Annotated in this window: 18 protein-coding genes, 1 rRNA gene and 1 pseudogene; 14 read left to right on the forward strand and 6 right to left on the reverse strand. The window is 69.6% G+C overall.

Annotated features, from left to right (window positions below):
* The first annotated feature begins 12 nt into the window (after positions 1-12).
* The 7 genes and pseudogenes from MNOD_RS17560 (at position 13) to sorB (ending at position 6,184) form a co-directional block, all read left to right on the forward strand.
* Complete coding sequence (locus MNOD_RS17560; protein ID WP_015930274.1) at positions 13-1,215, forward strand: Zn-dependent hydrolase; 1,203 nt, start codon at positions 13-15, stop codon at positions 1,213-1,215.
* A 156-nt stretch (positions 1,216-1,371) separates the two neighbouring features.
* Positions 1,372-1,533: a YqaE/Pmp3 family membrane protein gene (locus MNOD_RS43495; RefSeq protein ID WP_015930275.1), complete on the forward strand. Its 162-nt coding sequence runs from the start codon at positions 1,372-1,374 to the stop codon at positions 1,531-1,533.
* A 65-nt stretch (positions 1,534-1,598) separates the two neighbouring features.
* The gene (uvrC, locus tag MNOD_RS17565; RefSeq protein ID WP_015930276.1) at positions 1,599-3,605 is read left to right on the forward strand and encodes an excinuclease ABC subunit UvrC; all 2,007 of its coding nucleotides are present in this window, start codon (positions 1,599-1,601) and stop codon (positions 3,603-3,605) included.
* A gap of 54 nt (positions 3,606-3,659) precedes the next feature.
* The gene (pgsA, locus tag MNOD_RS17570; RefSeq protein WP_015930277.1) at positions 3,660-4,262 is read left to right on the forward strand and encodes a CDP-diacylglycerol--glycerol-3-phosphate 3-phosphatidyltransferase; all 603 of its coding nucleotides are present in this window, start codon (positions 3,660-3,662) and stop codon (positions 4,260-4,262) included.
* Positions 4,259-4,510 (forward strand): molybdopterin converting factor subunit 1, encoded by a 252-nt coding sequence (gene moaD / locus MNOD_RS17575; RefSeq protein WP_015930278.1) that lies wholly within the window; start codon positions 4,259-4,261, stop codon positions 4,508-4,510. Before pgsA ends, moaD begins: the two co-directional genes overlap by 4 nt.
* Before the next feature lie 33 nt (positions 4,511-4,543).
* Positions 4,544-5,563, forward strand: a complete 1,020-nt coding sequence (locus tag MNOD_RS17580) for a DUF3616 domain-containing protein (protein WP_015930279.1) — start codon at positions 4,544-4,546, stop codon at positions 5,561-5,563.
* Between the two features lie 310 nt (positions 5,564-5,873).
* Positions 5,874-6,184, forward strand: a pseudogene (gene sorB, locus MNOD_RS17585) (SorB family sulfite dehydrogenase c-type cytochrome subunit).
* A 48-nt stretch (positions 6,185-6,232) separates the two neighbouring features.
* Here the strand turns inward: sorB and MNOD_RS17590 are convergent.
* Positions 6,233-6,472 carry a hypothetical protein gene (locus MNOD_RS17590; RefSeq protein WP_043748921.1) on the reverse strand — a complete coding sequence of 80 codons (240 nt, stop codon included), beginning with the start codon at positions 6,470-6,472 and terminating at the stop codon, positions 6,233-6,235.
* Between the two features lie 134 nt (positions 6,473-6,606).
* Here MNOD_RS17590 and MNOD_RS17595 point away from each other — a divergent pair, with 134 nt between their 5' ends.
* The gene (locus tag MNOD_RS17595; RefSeq protein ID WP_015930282.1) at positions 6,607-7,677 is read left to right on the forward strand and encodes a YeiH family protein; all 1,071 of its coding nucleotides are present in this window, start codon (positions 6,607-6,609) and stop codon (positions 7,675-7,677) included.
* Between the two features lie 298 nt (positions 7,678-7,975).
* Here MNOD_RS17595 and MNOD_RS17600 read toward each other — a convergent pair whose 3' ends face one another.
* Positions 7,976-8,323, reverse strand: a complete 348-nt coding sequence (locus MNOD_RS17600) for a DUF1236 domain-containing protein (protein ID WP_015930283.1) — start codon at positions 8,321-8,323, stop codon at positions 7,976-7,978.
* A gap of 419 nt (positions 8,324-8,742) precedes the next feature.
* Entirely contained in the window at positions 8,743-9,564 is an 822-nt protein-coding gene (locus MNOD_RS17605; RefSeq protein ID WP_015930285.1) for an acid phosphatase, read from the reverse strand.
* A 114-nt stretch (positions 9,565-9,678) separates the two neighbouring features.
* Here MNOD_RS17605 and MNOD_RS17610 point away from each other — a divergent pair, with 114 nt between their 5' ends.
* Both MNOD_RS17610 and MNOD_RS17615 read left to right on the forward strand, forming a co-directional pair.
* Entirely contained in the window at positions 9,679-9,942 is a 264-nt protein-coding gene (locus MNOD_RS17610) for a GNAT family N-acetyltransferase (protein ID WP_015930286.1), read from the forward strand.
* Positions 9,943-10,428: 486 nt separating this feature from the next.
* Positions 10,429-11,793, forward strand: coding sequence for an NAD(P)H-dependent oxidoreductase (locus MNOD_RS17615; RefSeq protein WP_015930287.1), 1,365 nt, complete (start codon positions 10,429-10,431; stop codon positions 11,791-11,793).
* On the opposite strand, the gene MNOD_RS17620 is transcribed toward MNOD_RS17615, so the two are convergent.
* Positions 11,783-12,049 carry a hypothetical protein gene (locus MNOD_RS17620; protein ID WP_015930288.1) on the reverse strand — a complete coding sequence of 89 codons (267 nt, stop codon included), beginning with the start codon at positions 12,047-12,049 and terminating at the stop codon, positions 11,783-11,785. The two genes, MNOD_RS17615 and MNOD_RS17620, sit on opposite strands and share 11 nt — an antisense overlap.
* 386 nt (positions 12,050-12,435) lie before the next feature.
* On the opposite strand from MNOD_RS17620, the gene modB reads away from it, so the two are divergent.
* Both modB and modC read left to right on the forward strand, forming a co-directional pair.
* Complete coding sequence (modB, locus tag MNOD_RS17625) at positions 12,436-13,125, forward strand: molybdate ABC transporter permease subunit (RefSeq protein WP_043751477.1); 690 nt, start codon at positions 12,436-12,438, stop codon at positions 13,123-13,125.
* Entirely contained in the window at positions 13,122-14,225 is a 1,104-nt protein-coding gene (modC, locus tag MNOD_RS17630) for a molybdenum ABC transporter ATP-binding protein (protein ID WP_015930290.1), read from the forward strand. The genes modB and modC overlap by 4 nt, the downstream gene beginning before the upstream one ends.
* A gap of 316 nt (positions 14,226-14,541) precedes the next feature.
* On the opposite strand, the gene MNOD_RS17635 is transcribed toward modC, so the two are convergent.
* Positions 14,542-15,249: a DUF4142 domain-containing protein gene (locus tag MNOD_RS17635; RefSeq protein WP_015930291.1), complete on the reverse strand. Its 708-nt coding sequence runs from the start codon at positions 15,247-15,249 to the stop codon at positions 14,542-14,544.
* Positions 15,250-15,401: 152 nt separating this feature from the next.
* Complete coding sequence (locus MNOD_RS17640) at positions 15,402-16,205, reverse strand: DeoR/GlpR family DNA-binding transcription regulator (protein ID WP_015930292.1); 804 nt, start codon at positions 16,203-16,205, stop codon at positions 15,402-15,404.
* Positions 16,206-16,584: 379 nt separating this feature from the next.
* Between MNOD_RS17640 and MNOD_RS17645 the strand changes: the two genes are divergently transcribed.
* Both MNOD_RS17645 and MNOD_RS17650 read left to right on the forward strand, forming a co-directional pair.
* The gene (locus tag MNOD_RS17645; protein ID WP_015930293.1) at positions 16,585-17,856 is read left to right on the forward strand and encodes an NAD(P)/FAD-dependent oxidoreductase; all 1,272 of its coding nucleotides are present in this window, start codon (positions 16,585-16,587) and stop codon (positions 17,854-17,856) included.
* 537 nt (positions 17,857-18,393) lie between these two features.
* A 16S ribosomal RNA gene (locus MNOD_RS17650) occupies positions 18,394-19,877 on the forward strand.
* The last annotated feature ends 123 nt before the right edge of the window (positions 19,878-20,000 follow it).

Consider the following 20,000-nt stretch of genomic DNA (forward strand, 5'->3'; position numbering starts at 1 on the left):
GTGCCGTTCACGATGCCAGAGATCGACACCGACGCCTTCCTGCGGGATCTGCACGAGCTGCGCACCATCGGGCGATTTAAGACCGGTGTTCACCGCCCGACCTATTCGCCCCAGGACATGCAGGCCCGCCGCTGGCTCATGGACCGCCTCGAATCCTGCGGCCTGGAGGCCTCGATCGACGGGGTCGGAACCGTGCTCGGCCGCCACCGGGGGCCGGGACCGCACCTTCTCGTCGGCAGTCACATCGAGAGCCAGAACGAGGCGGGCTGGCTCGACGGGGCCCTCGGCGTCGTGGCGGGCGTGGCGCTGGCCCGGGCCGGGCTCCCGGTCGATGTCTGCGCCTTCGCCGATGAGGAGGGCCATTTCGACGTCGGCTTTCTCGGAAGCCGCTCGGCCATCGGCGAGGTGAGCGAGGCGGAGATCGACCGCGCCCGCAACCGCTCGGACGGAACGCCGCTGCGCGAGGCTCTGGCGCAGGCCGGCCTTGCGGGGCTGCCGCGGATGCGCCTCGACCCTGCCCGCTACCGCGGCTTCCTGGAGATGCATATCGAGCAGGGCACGCAGCTCGAACGGGCGGGCCTTCATCTCGGAATCGTCACCGGGATCGTGGCGATCTGGCAGTGGCGGATCGTGATCGAGGGCCAGCAGGACCATGCCGGCGGCACAACCATGGCCGAGCGCCGCGACGCGGGACTGACCGCCGTGCGGCTCCTGGCCGCGATCGATGCCGCCTTTCCGCGCGTCTGCGGCGAGCGCAGCACCTGGACGACGGGGCGCATCACCCTCGATCCGGGCGCGCCGAGCATCATCCCGGGGCGGGCGGAGGTGCTCTTTCAGTTCCGCGACGTGTCGGCCGAGGTGCTGGAGCGCATGGAGGCGGAGCTGCGCGCCCTGATCCGCGAAAGCAACCGGCGGGAGCGCTGCCCGGCCGTGCTCGTCGCGGTGTCGCGCGCCGTGCCGGCCCTGTGCGATCCGGCGCTGATGCGCGCCCTGTCGGAGGCCGCGGAGGCGCTCTGCCCCGGCGGCTGGCAGGCCATGCCCTCGGGGGCCGGCCACGACGCGCAGAACATGGCGCGCGTGATGCCCTCCGCGATGCTGTTCGTGCCCTCGATCGGCGGGATCAGCCATCACTGGGCGGAGGACACGCACGAGGCGGATCTCGCGCTCGGCGTCCGCGTGCTGGGCGACGCGGCACGGCGCATCCTGGCGTCCTGACCGCCGGCAGTCGAGCGGCAGCGGCACGCAGGCCCCGCGCCCGATGCCGTCGCACAGGCAGCCGAGGCGGTGCGTCGCAGGGTGACGCACAGGAACCGATCCGGCGTGGCTCCGTTCTCAAGCGAGCTTGGCTTGGCGCCTTGCGCGGAGACCATCATGGGCGACCTGATCCGTATCATCCTGCTCGTCATCATCCCGCCCGTGGGCGTGCTGTTCACGGTCGGGCTCGGGCTTCAGTTCTTCATCAACGTGATCCTGACCCTGTTCGGCTACTTCCCGGGCCTGATCCACGCGGTCTGGGTGGTGACGCGGCGCTAAAGGCCGACCGCCGCGCTCGCGCGCCGCCCTTCCCTCCCATCGCCCGCTCGCCTACATCGGAGGCGATGACACGCAACACCGGGAACGACGTACCGCCGGACGCCCTCGACCTCGACGACGAGGGCGGCGATGCCGCGGTCGATGCCCGCGACGAAGCCCCCGAGATCGATTTCGACCCCGAGGCCGGGGCCGGCCTCGTCAAGGCCGGCACGGAGGTGATCCGGCGGTTCTGGTCGACCCTGCCGCCCTCCCCGGGCGTCTACCGGATGCTCGACGCCAAGGGCGACGTCCTCTATGTCGGCAAGGCCAAGAACCTGAAGAACCGCGTCGGCTCCTACGCCCGCGGCCAGGCGCATTCGAACCGCATCGCCCGGATGATCGCCGAGACGGCCTCGATGGAGTTCGTCACCACGGCGACCGAGACCGAGGCTCTGCTCCTCGAAGCCAACCTCATCAAGCAGCTCAAGCCCCGCTTCAACGTGCTGATGCGGGACGACAAGTCGCTGCCCTACATCCTGCTCACCGCCGACACGGAGGCGCCGCAGCTCGTCAAGCACCGCGGCGCCCGGCGCCGCCCGGGCCATTATTTCGGGCCCTTCGCGTCGGTCTGGGCCGTGAACCGCACCGTGAACGCCCTGCAGCGGGCCTTCCTGCTGCGCTCCTGCTCGGACAGCTACTACGAGAACCGCACCCGCCCCTGCCTGCTGTTCCAGATCAAGCGCTGCTCGGGTCCCTGCACGGGCGAGATCGCTCCGCAGGACTACGCGGCGCTCGCCGACGAGGCCCGCGCCTTCCTGTCGGGGAAGTCCAACAGCGTGAAGGAACGGCTCGCCGCCGACATGCAGGCCGCGGCGGATGCCTGGGAATTCGAGAAGGCGGCGCGCTACCGCGACCGCATCGCCGCGCTCGCCGCCATCCAGGGCGTGCAGGGCGTCAACACCCAGGACATCGAGGAGGCGGACGTCTTCGCCCTCGACGAGCAGGCCGGCCAGTTCTGCATCGAGGTCTTCTTCTTCCGCAACTGGCAGAACTGGGGCAACCGCGCCTATTTCCCGAAGGCCGACCGGACGATGACGGCCTCCGAGGTGCTCGGCTCCTTCATCGGCCAGTTCTACGACGACAAGCCGGCGCCGCGCCTGATCCTGGTCTCGCACGCGATCGAGGATGCGGAACTCCTCGCCGCTGCCCTCTCGACCAGGACCGACAGCCGCGTCGAGATCCACGCGCCCAAGCGCGGCGAGCGCAAGAACCTGATCGATTACGCGGCCCGCAACGCCAAGGAGGCGCTCGGCCGGCGCCTCGCCGACACCGCCTCGCAGGCCAAGCTGCTCGCCGCGCTCGGCCAGGCCTTCGGCCTGAAGCGGGCGCCGCGCCGGATCGAGGTCTACGACAATTCCCACATCATGGGCACGAACGCGGTCGGCGCGATGATCGTCGCGGGGCCCACCGGCTTCATGAAGACGCATTACCGCACCTTCACGATCAAGTCGCAGGAGGTGAGGCCCGGCGACGATTACGGGATGATGCGCGAGGTGCTGCACCGCCGCTTCAGCCGGCTGGTGAAGGAGGCGCCGCGGCGGGACGGGGCGGAGGAGCCGGCGGATGCCGACGCCTTCCCGGCCTGGCCCGACCTCGTGCTGATCGACGGCGGCAAGGGCCAGCTCGAGGCCGCCCGCGCGGCGCTCGCCGAGATCGGCGTCACCGACGTGCCGCTCGTCGGCATCGCCAAGGGGCGCGACCGGGATGCGGGCCGCGAGACCTTCTTCATGGAAGGCCAGCCGCCCTTCAAGCTGCCGCCCCGCGATCCGACGCTCTACTTCGTGCAGCGCCTGCGCGACGAGGCGCACCGCTTCGCGATCGGGGCGCACCGGGCCAAGCGCAAGCGCGAGCTGGTGAAGAACCCCCTCGACGAGATCCCGGGGATCGGCCCGACGCGCAAGCGGGCGCTGCTGCACCATTTCGGCACCGTGAAGGCCATCGAGCGCGCGGCCCTGGAAGACCTCTCCAGGACGCCGGGCGTCAACGCCGCCACGGCGCGCGCGGTCTATGACTTCTTCCATGCAAATGCCTGAGGCGACCGGAGTCGCGGTTGACGGGCTTGCGCCCCCGTGGTTTGTCCGGCCGCGATGACCATGGTCGTACCCCGGCGCCGGTCGGTCGCCTTCAATCTCGCGAACCTCCTGACCTACGGCCGCGTGGCCGCGGTCCCGGTGGTGGCGGGCTTCCTGTTCTGGCCGCATGATCCGGCGGCGCGCTTTGCCGCGCTCGCGGTCTTCATCGCGGCGGCGATCACCGACTACCTCGACGGCTACGTCGCCCGGACCTACGCGCAGAGCTCGGCGCTCGGGCGGATGCTCGACCCCATCGCCGACAAGCTCCTGGTCGCCGCCTGCCTGCTGATGCTGGCCGCCGACGGCTCGATCCCCGGCTGGTCGCTCTGGGCCGCTATCGTCATCCTATGCCGGGAGATCCTGGTCTCGGGCCTGCGCGAGTATCTCGCCGAGCTGAAGGTCGGGGTTCCGGTGAGCCGGGTCGCCAAGTGGAAGACCAGTGCCCAGCTGGTCTCGCTCGGCTTCCTGATCGCCGGGCCGGCCGGCGAGCTCATTCTGCCGGGCACCATCACGATCGGGCTCACCCTTCTGTGGATCTCGGCCGCGCTCACCCTCTACACGGGCTGGGACTACCTGCGGGCGGGCCTGCGCCACATGATCGACGACGGTGCCCCATGAAGCTCGTCTACTTCGCCTGGGTCCGCGAGCGGATCGGCCGCCCCGAGGAGATTGTCGAGCCGCCGGAGACCGTCGCCACCGTCGGAGACCTCGTGGGCTGGCTCAAGACACGCGGGGAGGAATACGCCTACGCCTTCGAGAACGAGGGTGTGGTGCGTGCCGCGATCGATCGGGTGCATGCCAGGCCCGAGACGGCCCTCGCGGGTGCCCGCGAGGTTGCGTTCTTTCCTCCGATGACCGGCGGCTGATCCCTCTTCCGGAGCGGGGCGGGGAGGAACCGCATGACACGCCTGGGATTGCTGGCCTGTGCGCTCGTCCTGTGCCTGCCCTGCAGTGCGGGCTGGTCGCAGGTCAGAACCGGTCCGGTCCTGGTTCACGAGGGAATGTGCGAGGCGTCGGGCGCGGTCCCCTATCCGCCCGGTAGCTTCGGCGAGAGCTTTCTCGCCGTGAACGACGAAGACAACGTCCTGCGCCTCTACAGGTCCGAGGAGGCGGGCGCCGCGCTCCCGCTCCGGGGAGCCGATCTCGGCCCGTCCTTCGGCGCGAAAGCGGGGGCGCGGAAGGCGGATCTGGAAGCCGTTGCGTGGTTCGGCGACGACCTCGTGGTGATCGGCTCGCACAGCCGCACCAAGGACGGGGAGATTCAGGAATCGCGCCACCAATTCGCTGCCGCAACGGTGTCCGGCGCGTCGCCCGATGCGCTCGCGGTGGCGGCCCGAGGCGCGTCCTTCCAGGGTTTGGCGAAGGCCCTGTCGGACCTCGATCCCCGCTTCGCGGAGCGCATCGCCCTCGATGGTCCCGCCAGGCCCGATCTCGCGCCGAAGCGCAAGGGCTTCGCCATCGAGGGCCTCGCCCCTGCCCCGGATGGCCGGTCGCTCCTGATCGGCGTGCGCAACCCGCTCACTCTCGACAACGACGCCCTGGTGGTGCCGTTCGAGAATCCGGCCGAGGTTCTGGCGGGCGCTGCCCCACCCCGCCTGGGCCGGCCGATCCCCCTCGATCTCAAGGGCCGCGGCATCCGCGACATCGCCTATGCGCGGGACGCCGGGACCTACTTCATCGTCGCGGGTGCTTCGGGCGGTGGCGGCGAGGCTTTCGATCTCTACCGCTGGTCCGGCGAGGCTTCCGCCGCGCCCATCCGCGTGCCCGGTGCCGCGCAGGCGCTGGCGGCGATCCCGGATTTCCAGCCCGAGGGTCTGCTCGTGGCGCCGGATGGCAGCCGCGTGCGGCTGCTCAGCGATGATGGGGAGCGTTGCGGGAGCACCGAGAGCTTCCGCAGCGTGCTCCTGGAGCTGCGCTAGAGGCTGCCTCAATAGAACCCGACCCGCGTGGAAGCCGCCCCGCACCTCAGCATGAGGGCCGGTGGGGTTGCTTCACCCTGCCCTCCATCATGGCGGCGGTCGCCCTCTTCGCCTCGGCAGGTCTCGTTCTGTCCATTCCAGAAGCCAAGCCGGACAGGCTCCGATCTCCGGCAGCGACGCCCCGACACCATGGGCATGGCGCAGGCAGACGCCCTGGACGCGAGGAACATGGACCGATGTGGAACCCGGCCGGCTACATGCGCAACGGTATCGAGACCCTGCGCATGCAGGCCGCGTGAGGGAGGGACCGATGATGCTCCGATCGCTCACCCTGGCTCTGGCCGCTCTGGCGGCGCCGAGGACCGCCGCCAGAGCGGAGCCCCGCACCTACACGCTGCCGGAGGGAACCGCGCAGCTGCGGCCCGGCCCGGATCCGGGCTTTGCGGCCGCGCAGGCCAACTGCCTGACCTGCCACTCGCCCGATTACATCGCCATGCAGCCGCCCGGGAACGGCCGAGCCTTCTGGGAGGCGGAGTGACCAGGATGATCAAGGTCCATGGCGCCCCGATCGGCGAGGCCGACGCCAAGGCCATCGCCGCCTACCTCGCGGACGTGTACTGAGGCACGATGGAGGCGGCTGATGCAGGATGCGCCCGGGCCACGGGCGGCTCAGGGCGTCGCGACGAGGGCGACGAGATGCGCCCGCGCGGCGGCAAGCCCGTGTGCGGCGGGCACCGGGTCGAGATAGACCCGCCCCGCGACCAGCGTCAGGGCCAGCGTCCAGAACACCGCGACCGCAAGGCGGCGGGCGCGCCGGTCGCCCGCCGACAGGGCGGTGTCGCGCGCCACGGGCAGCGGCTCGCCGTAGGGATCGAACGTCATCGCGCGCGCCTCGGGCCTCTGGCTCATGGCCGCCAGTGTCGCGTCTGGCGCGGATGCGATCAACAGACGCGTCTTCCAAAGTCCGAGCGAGATGGAGACGAAGATTCTCTATTTCGGCGCGTCGGCAGAGGCTTTCTTCCAGATACCCCGCAGGACCTCCGATGACGACGAAAACTTCTTCCAAGGAGGCTGCCGTGCCGCGCGCCGACGGAATGGCCTCGACGCTGCCCGGGATCGCGCTCTGCCTCGGCATCACGATGGTGGCGGTCGTCATCCAGGCGGTCGAGGAGAAGAGCCTCGGCCACCCCTACATCGAGGCCCTGGTCATCGCGATCCTCATCGGCATCGCGCTGCGCACCGCCTGGACGCCGAGCGCCCGCTTCCGGCCGGGCATCGCCTTCAGCGCCAAGCAGGTCCTGGAGGTCGCCGTCACCCTGCTCGGCGCCTCGATCAGCCTCGGGGCGATCGTCGCCTCCGGGCCGGCGCTCCTCACCGGCATCGTCGGCACGGTGGGGCTGGCGATCGCCGCGAGCTTTGCGATCTGCCGCCTGCTCGGCCTGCCCGCTCGCATGGCGATCCTGGTCGCCTGCGGCAACGCGATCTGCGGCAACTCGGCCATCGCCGCGGTGGCGCCGGTGATCGGCGCGGACGGCAAGGACGTGGCGGCCTCGATCGCCTTCACGGCGGTGCTGGGCGTGCTGATGGTGCTGGGCCTGCCGCTGTTCATCCCGCTCGTCGGCCTGTCCGAGCACCAGTACGGGGTGCTGGCCGGGCTCACCGTCTACGCGGTGCCGCAGGTGCTGGCCGCCACCGTGCCGGTGGGGCTTTTGAGCACGCAGGTCGGCACGCTGGTGAAGCTGGTGCGGGTGCTGATGCTGGGACCGGTGGTGGTGATCTTCTCGCTGCTGGCGCGCCACCTGCCGCCGGAGGGTGCGCCGGCGCCGCGGCGCGCCGGGCCGCCCGGCTTCACCAAGCTGGTGCCCTGGTTCATCCTCGGCTTCCTGGCGCTCGCGAGCTTCCGCTCGCTCGGCCTGATCCCGGAGGCGGCCTCGCGGCCGGTGACGCAGCTGGCGGGCTATCTGACGGTGGTGTCGATGGCGGCGCTGGGCCTGGGCGTCGATCTGCGCGTGCTGGCCCGGGTGGGCGGGCGCGTGACGCTGGCGGTGACGGGATCGCTTGCGGTGCTGCTGGCCATCAGCCTCGTCCTGATCTGGACATTGCGGATCGCCTGACATCCCCTGATACGGCATCCGGCGCACCTCGCGAGTGGCGGACCGGCTGCGGCCGAGATTCTGCCGGCGACCTCCCGGGCGGATCTTTCGCGCACGAGCGAGTGCCTGCGCCAGCTTCAGGAAGGGGCGCCAGATCGGCCTGTCCGTCCGGGTCCTCGCGCCGATGGTCGGGCCCGGCTCCCGACCTCACGCCCGCCTCGCCGAGAATTGGCTTCGTGATTCCGCAGCAGCGATCAGGCGACTGCCGCGCGGGTATGCCCTGCCGATTGCCGACAGGACGTCGCAGCGCCATCCAGCCTCAGTCGATCGAGGTGATCACCCGCCGCGAGCCTGGGGCGATGATGTAGATGCCAGTCTCAGATAAGAAATAGCCGTAGCCCTGCAGGCGTGGGTTCTCGCCGATGATTGCCGCGGGCAACGGCTCGAACTCCACATGGTCCGGAACCATCGATCCAGCCGGTATCAATCTCTTGAGCCTGATGGGATGGGCGTGGCGCTGGCTCGCGTGCCGCTTGATGAGCGCGCGTTGGTCCGAGGTGATCTCGACGACATCTCCGGTGCTTCCGGTTGTGATTTCAGCCATCTGGGCTACGGCGGCACTGCTGAACAGGATCAAAGCCACGGCAACGGAGGGAATGCGCGTCATATGCGAGTACCGGTTGATATGGCGCCAGGAGCACGATCATAGGTTATGTACACCGAACGAAGAGCGGGTCAAAGCGGTCCTGTTGCCTGATGCGCAGGATCTGCCGTGCGCTGCCGAAGGCTGCGGAGGCTATTGGCTCCGGACAGGATGGGCTGTTCAGCGATCACGTGACTGGAGGCGTGCAGCATCACCTCTCTTTGGGGGCCTCTCGACCGCCGAGAGATCAGGCGGGAACGAGGGTGTGCGATTGCAGATCCGGCCTGGATGTCATGCCAACAGCCCAAGATGCTGCTGCATCGGGCCGTCGACCCATCTCGCATGGTCGATGCCACGCCAGTCGATCGCCAGCATCGGCGCATCCTCCGGGAAGAGGAGCGCCATTCTTATCGCCGAACCGTGTGATCGTCGGCGAATGATGCTTAGGGCAGCGGGTTCGCCGCCGCCGCCGCTTCCGCCGCGCAGGTGGCGGCATCGGGGGTGACCGGCGGTCCGGACAGCACCTGCGCGAGTTCGGCGCGGGCGCGGTCGAGATCGGCCCGGAAGGCGGCGTCGCCCTGGAGCGCCGCGAACAGGGCCGCTCCCGTGGTGCGACCGGCCTCCACGTCGCTGCGCCAATGGACGCCGCAGACGAGGCGGCTCTCGCCGTAGATGCGGCCGCGCCGGAGGATTGCGGTCGCCTGCGCCGGGGCGGCCGCGGCCAGAATCAGCGCATAGGTCCAGCCCTCCGTGGCATGACCCGACGGGTAGGAGTTGCTCTTCGCCAGCCGCTCGCTCCGCTCGACGCAGATCGGCAGGTCGTTGCCCACATGGGGACGCACCCGCGCGAAATGGGCCTTGGGCCGGTCGACCGCCGCGACCACGTCGAGGCGTGCCCGTTCGAGCAGCCCCATCACGGCCGGCAGTCGGGCGGGATCGAGGCGGGTGCCGAGCGCGCAGGAGAAGTCGGCCAGGAGGTGGGACGCTCCGCCGGCCACGTCGGCCGTGGCGAGCGTCCAGCGCGGCGTCCCCTTGAGCGCGCGCGTGCCCGCGAAGGTGAGCCGGTCGCCCGCATCCGCCTCGGTGCCGGATGCCGGAGGCGGCGGCAGGATCACGGTCGTGTCGAGCGCGCCCTCTCCGAGATAGGGCTTGCGGGCCGGCGCCTGCGGCATCACCGGATCGGCGGCGACCGGCGGCGCGGCCTCCCGGGCGAGGGTGCCCGTGGCACCGGCGAGGGCGGCGAGGACGAGGAACAGTCGGGTCATCGGCAGGGTCCGGGCTGAACGGAAAGGACGGGCCCTTGTCTAACCGAAAGCACCGGGCCGGAAACCGGACGCGCGGCCGCTCGTTGGAGAGGCCTGGACGCGGAGCGACGCCCCATGCGCGACAACACCGAGCAGAGCCGGTTCGAGCTTCCCGTCGACGGAGAGATCGTGTTCGCGGATTACCGCCGCCGGGACCGGAACCTCGCCATCCTCTACGTCTACGCGCCGCCGAAGCTCCGGGGCACGGGCGCTGCCGGGCGCCTCATGGCGGAGATCGCCGCGCATGCCCGGGCCGAGAGCCTCAAGATCGTGCCGCTGTGCAGCTATGCGGGGGCATGGCTGCGCCGCCACGCCGAGCACCGCGACCTGGTCGGTTGACCGCCCGGGACGAACCATCGGCCGTCGCCGTCCCGGACACCCCGCCCTGAATTCCTGTTGCGACACGCTCATCTCGCCGGAGACGCTGCCCGTGGCCCGGTCCCTCGACGTGACGGGAGATGCGCGGAGCGGGAGCGCGGGCCCGAGGCCGGACTTGCTCCTAAGCATCCTTCGCCAAAGCGTCCTGTGGTTCGGCGATCAGAATGATGCGGAAGCAAAGACATCCGAGCAGGGTGGCGGGGCGCAGCCGCGCCACCCGGCTGAGGCGCCCTCGGGGTCGTGTACGGCGATATCGGCACGAGCCCGCTCTACGCCTTTGAGGAGGCGGTGATGGCAGTCTGGCGCGACAACCTCTTCGCCTTCATGATGCGCAATGCCGAGCGCACCGGCGCCTTCTGCGTGCCGGGCACCGGCTCATCGCGGTCGGCACCGGGATCGAGATCTGACGGTGCGGGAGAAGCGCCGCGGACGGGAGGATACAGCGCCTTGAGTCTCCATCGCACGCTCGCCGCGCGGGCCGAAGCCGGCCGGCCGGTTCGCATCGCCCTGATCGGTGCCGGGAAGTTCGGCTCGATGTTCCTGTCGCAGGCGCCGCGCACACCCGGCCTGCACGTGGTCGGCATCGCCGATCTCGACCCGGCCCGCGCCCGGGCTGCCGCCGCCCGCGTCGGCTGGCCTGCCGAACGGGTGGAGGCCCGCTCCGCCGCCGAGGCGCTGCGGACCGGCGGCACCTGGATCACCGACGACGCCGAGGCGCTGATCGCGGCCGAAGGTGTGGAGGTGGTGGTGGAGGCGACCGGACATCCGGGCGCCGGAATCCGCCATGTGCTGCTGTGCTGCCGCCACGGGCGCCACGTCGTGATGGTGAATGTCGAGGCCGATGCCCTCGCGGGCCCCCTCCTCGCCCGGCGCGCCGCGGAGGCCGGGATCCTCTACTCCTTCGCCTATGGCGACCAGCCGGCCCTCATCGCGGAACTGGTCGATTGGGCGCGCACGGCAGGCTTTCCGGTCGTCTGCGCCGGCAAGGGCACGAAGTACCTTCCGGCCTTTCACGCCTCGACCCCTGATACGGTCTGGAGCCATTACGGCTTCACGCCCGAGCAGGTGGCGGTGGGCGATTTCAACCCGCAGATGTTCAACTCCTTCCTGGACGGGACCAAGTCGGCCCTGGAGATGGCCGCGGTCGCCAATGCCTGCGACCTCGATCCCGGACCGGACGGCCTCGCCTTCCCGCCCTGCGGCGTCGACGACCTGCCGAACGTGCTGCGGCCGCGATCCGAGGGCGGCGTCCTGCCCTTCCCCGGCACCGTCGAGGTCGTGTCCTCGCTGGAGCGGGACGGGCGCCCGGTCTTTCGCGACCTGCGCTGGGGCGTCTACGTGGTGATCGAGGCGCCCTCGGACTACGTGCGCCGCTGCTTTGCCGAATACGGCCTCAGGACCGATGCCAGCGGGCGCTACGCCGCCATGTACAAGCCCTACCACCTGATCGGGCTCGAACTCGGCCTGTCGGTGGCGAGCGTGATGGTGCGGGGCGAGCCGACCGGCGCGACGCGCGATTTCCGCGCGGATGTGGTGGCGACGGCCAAACGCGATCTGAAGGCGGGCGAGCGCCTCGACGGCGAGGGCGGCTACACCGTCTACGGACGGCTGATGCCTGCCGGGGCCTCGCTCGCCGTCGGCGGCCTGCCGATCGGGCTCGCCCACGGCTTCACCCTCACCCGCCCGGTCGCGGCAGGAACCCCCCTGCGCTGGCAGGACGTCTCCATGGGGGCCGACGACCCGGCCGTCCGCCTCCGGCGCGAGATGGAAGCTCTGTTCGCCCGGGAGAGCGGGACCGCCCTCAGGACCTGACGCTCGCCGCGACGGCCCGCGCCGGCGCCGCCCGGTCGAGTTCGTTGAGCACGGCCTGGCAGGAGGTGCTGAGGTTCTGGCGTTCGCGCCGCAGGCAGGCCTTGATGCGCGGCACGTCCGGGATCTCGCTGCTGCACAGCCGCAAGACGTCCGGCGTGCAGGCGGCGCGCTGCGCCGCCGTACCCTCGGCGTAGCTCACGGTCGCGGTCGCGCTCATGAGGACAGCCACGCAGATTCCGACGATCGACTTGCTCATCGTTCACCCCCCGTCATCGCACAGCAGCGCCCGGTCGCTCGTGCTTTCGGTCGAGCGAGGAATACGTGGTGGGTCGCCGGTTCGTGTGAGAAAAGACTATGAGCGATGGATGAACACGGTCAAGCGATGAGATCGTTCATCCTCTTGATCTTGTCGTGGCAAGTGCGTTGGAGCACGACGGCACTCGGGAGCAGGCAGGGATTGGCTTGCCGCGCAGAGAAGCGGGCGGATATTGCACGAGACCTCAGCATTGGTCCGGGGGCCATCACGGACGCCCGGCTGACGGAATTGCATCCCGCCCTGCGCGACGACGCATCCGTTACCGCACCGGCACCGGACTCGTGCTAGAGCGGCGCCGTATCCTCCCCGAGGTCCGGAGCGGAGCCCTGCCCTTCCTGACACCCGACGAATGGAATGCGGTGCGGCTCAGCCTGCAGGTGGCGGGCGTCGCGACCCTGGCGAGCCTGATCCCGGGCCTCCTCGTCGCCCTCCTGCTCGCCCGCGTGTCTTTCCGTGGACGCTCGCTCCTCGACGGGCTCGTCCATCTCCCGCTGATCCTGCCCCCCGTGGTGACCGGCTATCTGCTGCTCCTCGCCTTCGGGCGGCGCGGCCTGTTCGGCGCGGCCCTCGCGGAGATCGGAATCGTGTTCTCGTTCCGCTGGACCGGGGCGGCGCTCGCCTGCGCGGTGATGGGATTCCCGCTGATGGTGCGTGCGATGCGGCTGTCGATCGAGGCCGTCGATCCCCGGCTCGAACAGGCCGCAGCCACGCTCGGCGCGCGCCCGCTCGCCGTCCTCCTCGTCGTCACCCTGCCGCTTTCGCTCCCGGGCATCATCGCGGGCGCCGTGCTGGCCTTCGCCAAGGCCATGGGCGAGTTCGGCGCCACCATCACCTTCGTGTCGAACATCCCCGGCGAGACGCAGACGCTGCCCTCGGCGATCTACGCTCTCACCCAGGTTCCGGGCGGCGAGAGCGGCGCGCTGCGCCTCACGCTGATCTCCATCGCGGTGTCGATGGCCGCCCTCCTCGCCTCGGAGGGGCTGGCCCGCCGGGCGAAGCGGCGGCTCGGCGCATGATCGCGGTCGAGGTCGCGCACCGGCTCGGCGACTTCACGCTCGACGCGGCCTTCGCCGCCGAGGGGCGGGTCACGGCCCTGTTCGGGCGTTCCGGCTCGGGCAAGTCGACCCTCGTCAACGTCATGGCCGGGCTGGTGCGGCCGCAGTCCGGTCGCGTCATTGTGAACGGGACGACCCTCCTCGACACGCGTCAAGGCATCTGCGTGCCGGTGCACCGGCGGCGGGTCGGCTACGTGTTCCAGGATGCACGGCTCCTGCCGCATCTCAGCGTGAGGCAGAACCTCCTGTTCGGCCGCTGGTTCGCGGGGCGGCCGGAGAGCGGCGTCACCCTGGAGGCCGTGACGGACCTGCTCGGCCTCGCCGGGCTCCTCGACCGGCGCCCGGCCGGCCTGTCCGGCGGCGAGCGCCAGCGGGTGGCGATCGGCCGGGCGCTGCTCGCCCATCCTCGCCTCCTGCTCATGGACGAGCCGCTCTCGGCCCTTGACGAGGCCCGCAAGGCCGAGATCCTGCCCTATGTCGAACGGCTGCGCGACGAGGCGCGGGTGCCGATCGTCTATGTCAGCCATGCCGTCTCCGAGGTGGCGCGGCTCGCCGACACGGTGGTGGTGCTGGAAGCCGGGCGCGTCGCTGCTTCCGGGCCGGCCGAGGCGATCCTGCGCCGCGCCGACCTCCTGCCCATCCAGCAGGCGGGCGAAGCCGGCACCCTCCTGCACATGCGGGTGGCAGGCCACGACCTGGTCTTCGGGCTCACCCGGCTCGACGGCGCCGCCGGAACGCTGAGCGTGCCCCATCTGCAGCTGCCGGAAGGCAGCCCGGTTCGCGTCCGGGTGCGGTCGCGCGACGTGCTGGTGGCGGTGGAGCCGCCGCGGGGCCTGAGCGCCCGCAACCACCTGGCCGGCCGGATCACCGCGGTGTCCGAGAGCACCGGCGCCTATGCCACGGTGGAGATCGCCTGCGGGGGCGCGGTCCTGTCCGCCTCGCTCACCCGGCACGCGGTCCATGACCTCGGCCTGGTTCCGGGCCTGCCGGTCTTCGCCCTGGTCAAGGGCGTGGCTTTCGACGCGGAGACGATCGGCGCCGCCACCGAGGTGGCGATCTGAACAGAAGCCGCCCCGCTCCTCATGCTAGGTGCAGCCGGAGGCGGTCTCGAAGCACCCCTGAGCGGTGATCCCGGCCACCCGGAGCTTGGGACGAGCGTTCCGGGGTGCTTCGAGGCTCCGTGCGATCTTCGATCGCCAGGAGCACCTCAGCATGAGGGCCGGGGTTGGCTGCCACGAAAGGAAGTGCTCGTTCGGCCGGTTTCACTCCCTCAGGGTCGGCAAAGGCCGGTGGCAGACCGATACGAGGATGAATGACGGGCCGCCCGGCCCGCCATTCGGATTCGGAGCGATGCTGGCGCTCAGCGAGCACCCGCGCTCAACGAGCGCCGGGCAAGCGCTCGGCCATGGCGAGGTGCTCCTGCATGGAGGGGAGCACCTGCTGCACGTAGGTGCGCAGGGCCGGGTTCGGGCCGCTCTGCAGATAGGCCTGGTGGCTCGCGATCGCCATGCGGTGCGCCTGGATCTGCATCCGCGCGTAGGTCCGGTCGAAACGCGGACCGGGCGGCATCCGGGACAGCTCGGCCAGCATGGCTTGCTGCTCGGGGCTCAGCGGCACCGCCGAGGTCGCTGCCGTCGTGGTCACGTCGCCCTCCACATCGAAGGCGTTCGCACCCACCCTTGCGCCGCGCGCCGCGCCGGCGCCGGCGCCCTCAAGGCCGCCGACCGGACCGCCCTGGAGCGTGCCGGCCACTGCGCCGGCCGCCGCGCCCGTGGCCGCGCCGACGGCGCCGCCTGCGATCTCGAAGGGCGCCGCGACCAGCCCGCCGGGACCGGCCGCCGTCGCCCGGGCCAGATTCTCGGGGCCGCCGAGCAGCGCCACATTCGCCGCCCGGTGGTCGCGGATCATCTCGTGCGCGAAGGTGCGCACGCGCGGGTTGCGGCTCTTTTGCAGGGCGATCTGGCTGGAGCGCACCTCGAAGGCGTTGGACATCAGCGCCATCTGGCGGAAATCGCCGCCCATCTGGGCGAAAGCGGGCATCGCCAGGGCGACGGCGAGCGTCGAGATCGCAAGCGTGGTCTTCATCGGATCTCTCCCGTGATAGGACTTCGCATCGCGGTGGATCGGCCGACGGGCACAAGCAACGGTTCCGTGCATGGCCAACCTCGTCTTTCAGGCCCGACAACGAAGCTCGGAGAGCATGGTTCCGACCCAGCGTTATGCTCTGGCGGAATGCCTCAGACCGCGCCTGCGGCGGCCGGGTCGGATAGATCCGTTCCGACCTCGACCAGTCTCACCTTGTGCAGGTCGCACAGCTCCCGAAGGGGCCACGACGGCAGCGCGTCGGTCACGAAGTCGTCGAGCTCGCCGATATGCCCCACCCGGATCGGGGCCGTGCGCTCGAGCTTGAGCTTGTCGGCCACCAGCATGACGCGGCGGGAATTGGCGATGATTGCGCGGGCGACCCGCACCTCGCGATAGTCGAAATCGAGCAGCGCGCCGTCCTGGTCGATCGCCGAGACCCCGATCACCGCGTAGTCCACCTTGAACTGGTTGATGAAGTCGACGGCGGCCGAGCCGATCACCGCCCCGTCCGCGCGCCGCACCGGCCCGCCCGCGACGATCAGGCTGATCTTCGGGTGCCGGTACAGAAGGGTTGCGACATTGAGGTTGTTGGTGATGACGAGCAGGTCCTCGTGTTCGACGAGCGCCCGCGCCACCTCCTCGGTGGTCGTGCCGATGTTGATGAACAGCGAGGCGTTGTTGGGGATGAGCTTGGCGGCCGCGAGCCCGATCGCCCGCTTCTCGGCATGGGCGACGAGCCGGCGCGCCTCATAGGCGAGATTCTCGACCCCGCTCGCCACCACGGCGCCGCCATGCACCCGCGACAGCAGGCGGTTGTCGCAGAGCTCGTTGAGATCCTTGCGGATCGTCTGGGGCGTGACGTCGAAGCGGAGCGCCAGATCCTCCACGCTGACCCGGCCCTGAAGGCGGGCGATCGCCAGAATGTCCTGCTGGCGCGGGGAGATTGGCTCGCTCACGGAGGATCCGAACGGTTCGGCGACGGGACCGTCGCATTGTCCCGGGAAACCTCGGCGCCTGCAACGCGTGACTAGAGCATTTTCCGACGAAGTGGATCCCGGTTCGTCGCAGACAATGCGGCACAATCAAAAATCGAGAGCAGGGTCCGTTCCACCGTGAACGGATCCGGCTCCAGGCCTGGCCGCCGGGAGGAAAGCTGCTCAGGTGGCGCGCTCACGGTCAGGGCGTCGGATCCGGCGGGAAGGCGACGAGGCCGTATGCGAAGTCCTGATGTTGACCTGCGCGGATGTTTGGCGGAGCGTCGCCCTCGCGCCGGCTGCGGCGGTGTCGAGACGCGGCCCGCCGGCACGGGCTTCCCCGCAGGATTGACCAGATGGCATGACCGCGAACCCGTCGATTTCGCTGTGGGACATCTCCGCCGAGGAGGCCGAGCCTGTCGGCACGCTGGACGGAGACGCGGTCACCGAACTGGCGGTGGTCGGCGGCGGCTTCACCGGCCTGTCGACCGCTCTGCACGCGGCTCAGCGCGGGCTGGCCTGCCACGTGCTCGAGGCGCACCGGATCGGCTTCGGCGCCTCGGGCCGCAATGTCGGCCTCGTCAATGCGGGGCTCTGGCTGCCGCCCGATGCGGTGATCGGGCGGCTCGGCGACACGCACGGCCCCGCCCTCCTGGCGGCGCTCAGCGAAGCGCCCTCCGTCGTTTTCGCGCTCATCGAGCGGTACGGCATCCGCTGCGAGGCGCGCCGCGACGGCACCATCCATGCCGCCCATTCACCCAGGGGTTTCGAGGATCTGCGGCGGCGCGCGCAGCAATGGCGCCGGCTCGGCGCGCCGGTCGAGCTGTTGTCCCGCGAGGAGGCCGCGCGGGCGATCGGCTCGGGCGCCTTCCATGGCGGCCTCCTCGACCGGCGCGCCGGCACGATCAATCCGATGGGCTATGCGCGCGGCCTCGCCCGCGCTGCGCAGGGCGCGGGCGCGCGGATCAGCACCGGCGTCACGGTCCGGGCACTGTCGCGCGAGGGCGGCCGGTGGCGGCTCAGGACGGATGCGGGGACGCTGACCGCGCGCGCCGTGGTCCTGGCGACGAACGCCTACACGGACGGCCTGTGGCCGGGCTTGCGGAACAGCTACACCCCCATCCGCTACTTCCAGGTGGCGACGGCGCCGCTCGGCGCACGTGCGGCCTCGATTCTGCGCGGGGGACAGGGCCTCTGGGATACCCATCCCGTCATGTTCTCGCTGCGACGCGACGCCTTCGGCCGCCTGCTGGTCGGCTCCATGGGGCGGGTGATCGGCGGCGAGGATGGCCTGTCGCGCCGCTGGGCGGCGCGCCGCCTCGCGCGCCTGTTTCCGGATCTCGGACCCGTCGCCTTCGAGACGGCCTGGCACGGCGAGATCGACATGACGCCCGATCACCTGCCGCGCATCCATCGCCTGGCCGAGGATCTCTATACGGCGATCGGCTATAACGGCCGCGGGATCGCACCCGGCACCGTGTTCGGGCGCGCGCTCGCCATGCTCATCGCCGGCGGGCGGAAGGAGGATCTGCCGATCCCGATCACGCCGCTGCAGGCCGCGCCGGGCCGTCGCCTCATGGCGCCCCTCTACGAGGCGGCCTTCGCGGCCAACCAGCTCATTCGAAGCTTGTGAGCCCGGGGCGGTCCGGGATCCGGTCTTCCGTGGGCCCGGCTTGAAGAGCGGTGCGGTCGTCCCCACATGGGGCTGAGGCGCCGCGGCTCCTGGAGCGCGGCCCCTCCCCTCCCCTTTTCGCGCACCCCCGGCCGGTCCTGCCGGAGCGGCGGGGCATCGGCCGGATCGGGGCGGTTGACAGCCTCTCGGGAGCCGACTATACGGGCGCCTCCTTCGACGGGCCCCAGCAATCCGGGGCCAAAATCGAAGGTTAGAGAAGGTTAGAAAAAGGGACTTGCCAGGTTCGACCGGTTCGGTATAGAGGACGGCAAGTTCTCTTGGTCGAGATACTCTGGCGAAAGCCGGTTCTGCTCTTTGACAAGTGCATCGGAGGAAGAGAAGCGTGGACGGCGTTGTCCTTGCGGGCTGGGGCTTGGGCCCTGGCCGGAGCAGGATGAGGCGCCGGTCCGACGTTTCTGGAAGCTCACCGATCCGGGGCAACCCGGGATCGAGTGTGCCCTGTCAATGTTGTGATCGAGCGTTTTGAGGTCAGCTCTTCAAGGTGAGAGTTTGATCCTGGCTCAGAGCGAACGCTGGCGGCAGGCTTAACACATGCAAGTCGAGCGGGCCCTGCGGGGTCAGCGGCAGACGGGTGAGTAACGCGTGGGAACGTGCCCTTCGGTTCGGAACAACCCTGGGAAACTAGGGCTAATACCGGATACGTCCGCAAGGAGAAAGGCTTGACTGCCGAAGGATCGGCCCGCGTCTGATTAGCTGGTTGGTGGGGTAACGGCTCACCAAGGCGACGATCAGTAGCTGGTCTGAGAGGATGATCAGCCACACTGGGACTGAGACACGGCCCAGACTCCTACGGGAGGCAGCAGTGGGGAATATTGGACAATGGGCGCAAGCCTGATCCAGCCATGCCGCGTGAGTGATGACGGCCTTAGGGTTGTAAAGCTCTTTTCTTCGGGACGATAATGACGGTACCGGAGGAATAAGCCCCGGCTAACTTCGTGCCAGCAGCCGCGGTAATACGAAGGGGGCTAGCGTTGCTCGGAATCACTGGGCGTAAAGGGCGCGTAGGCGGCTCGCCAAGTCGGGGGTGAAAGCCCGTGGCTCAACCACGGAATGGCCTTCGATACTGGCGGGCTTGAGACCGGAAGAGGACAGCGGAACTGCGAGTGTAGAGGTGAAATTCGTAGATATTCGCAAGAACACCAGTGGCGAAGGCGGCTGTCTGGTCCGGTTCTGACGCTGAGGCGCGAAAGCGTGGGGAGCAAACAGGATTAGATACCCTGGTAGTCCACGCTGTAAACGATGAATGCTAGCCGTTGGGGTGCATGCACCTCAGTGGCGCCGCTAACGCTTTAAGCATTCCGCCTGGGGAGTACGGTCGCAAGATTAAAACTCAAAGGAATTGACGGGGGCCCGCACAAGCGGTGGAGCATGTGGTTTAATTCGAAGCAACGCGCAGAACCTTACCATCCCTTGACATGGCAGGCTACGTGGAGAGATTCACGGTTCCCTTCGGGGACCTGCACACAGGTGCTGCATGGCTGTCGTCAGCTCGTGTCGTGAGATGTTGGGTTAAGTCCCGCAACGAGCGCAACCCTCGCCCTTAGTTGCCATCATTGAGTTGGGCACTCTAGGGGGACTGCCGGTGATAAGCCGCGAGGAAGGTGGGGATGACGTCAAGTCCTCATGGCCCTTACGGGATGGGCTACACACGTGCTACAATGGCGGTGACAATGGGAAGCGAAGGGGCGACCTGGAGCAAATCCCCAAAAGCCGTCTCAGTTCAGATTGCACTCTGCAACTCGAGTGCATGAAGGCGGAATCGCTAGTAATCGTGGATCAGCACGCCACGGTGAATACGTTCCCGGGCCTTGTACACACCGCCCGTCACACCATGGGAGTTGGTCTTACCCGACGGCGCTGCGCCAACCGCGAGGGGGCAGGCGACCACGGTAGGGTCAGCGACTGGGGTGAAGTCGTAACAAGGTAGCCGTAGGGGAACCTGCGGCTGGATCACCTCCTTTCTAAGGATGCTGGTGGACGTGGGTGCGCTCACTCTCCCGGCGTCGTTGGATCATACGAGGCCGGTCAGGCCTCGATTGGCGGGACGCGCCGTCCTCGTTTCTCTTTCTCCGCCTTTCCGGGGG

This window comes from Methylobacterium nodulans ORS 2060 (assembly GCF_000022085.1).
Classification (GTDB): Bacteria; Pseudomonadota; Alphaproteobacteria; order Rhizobiales; family Beijerinckiaceae; genus Methylobacterium; species Methylobacterium nodulans.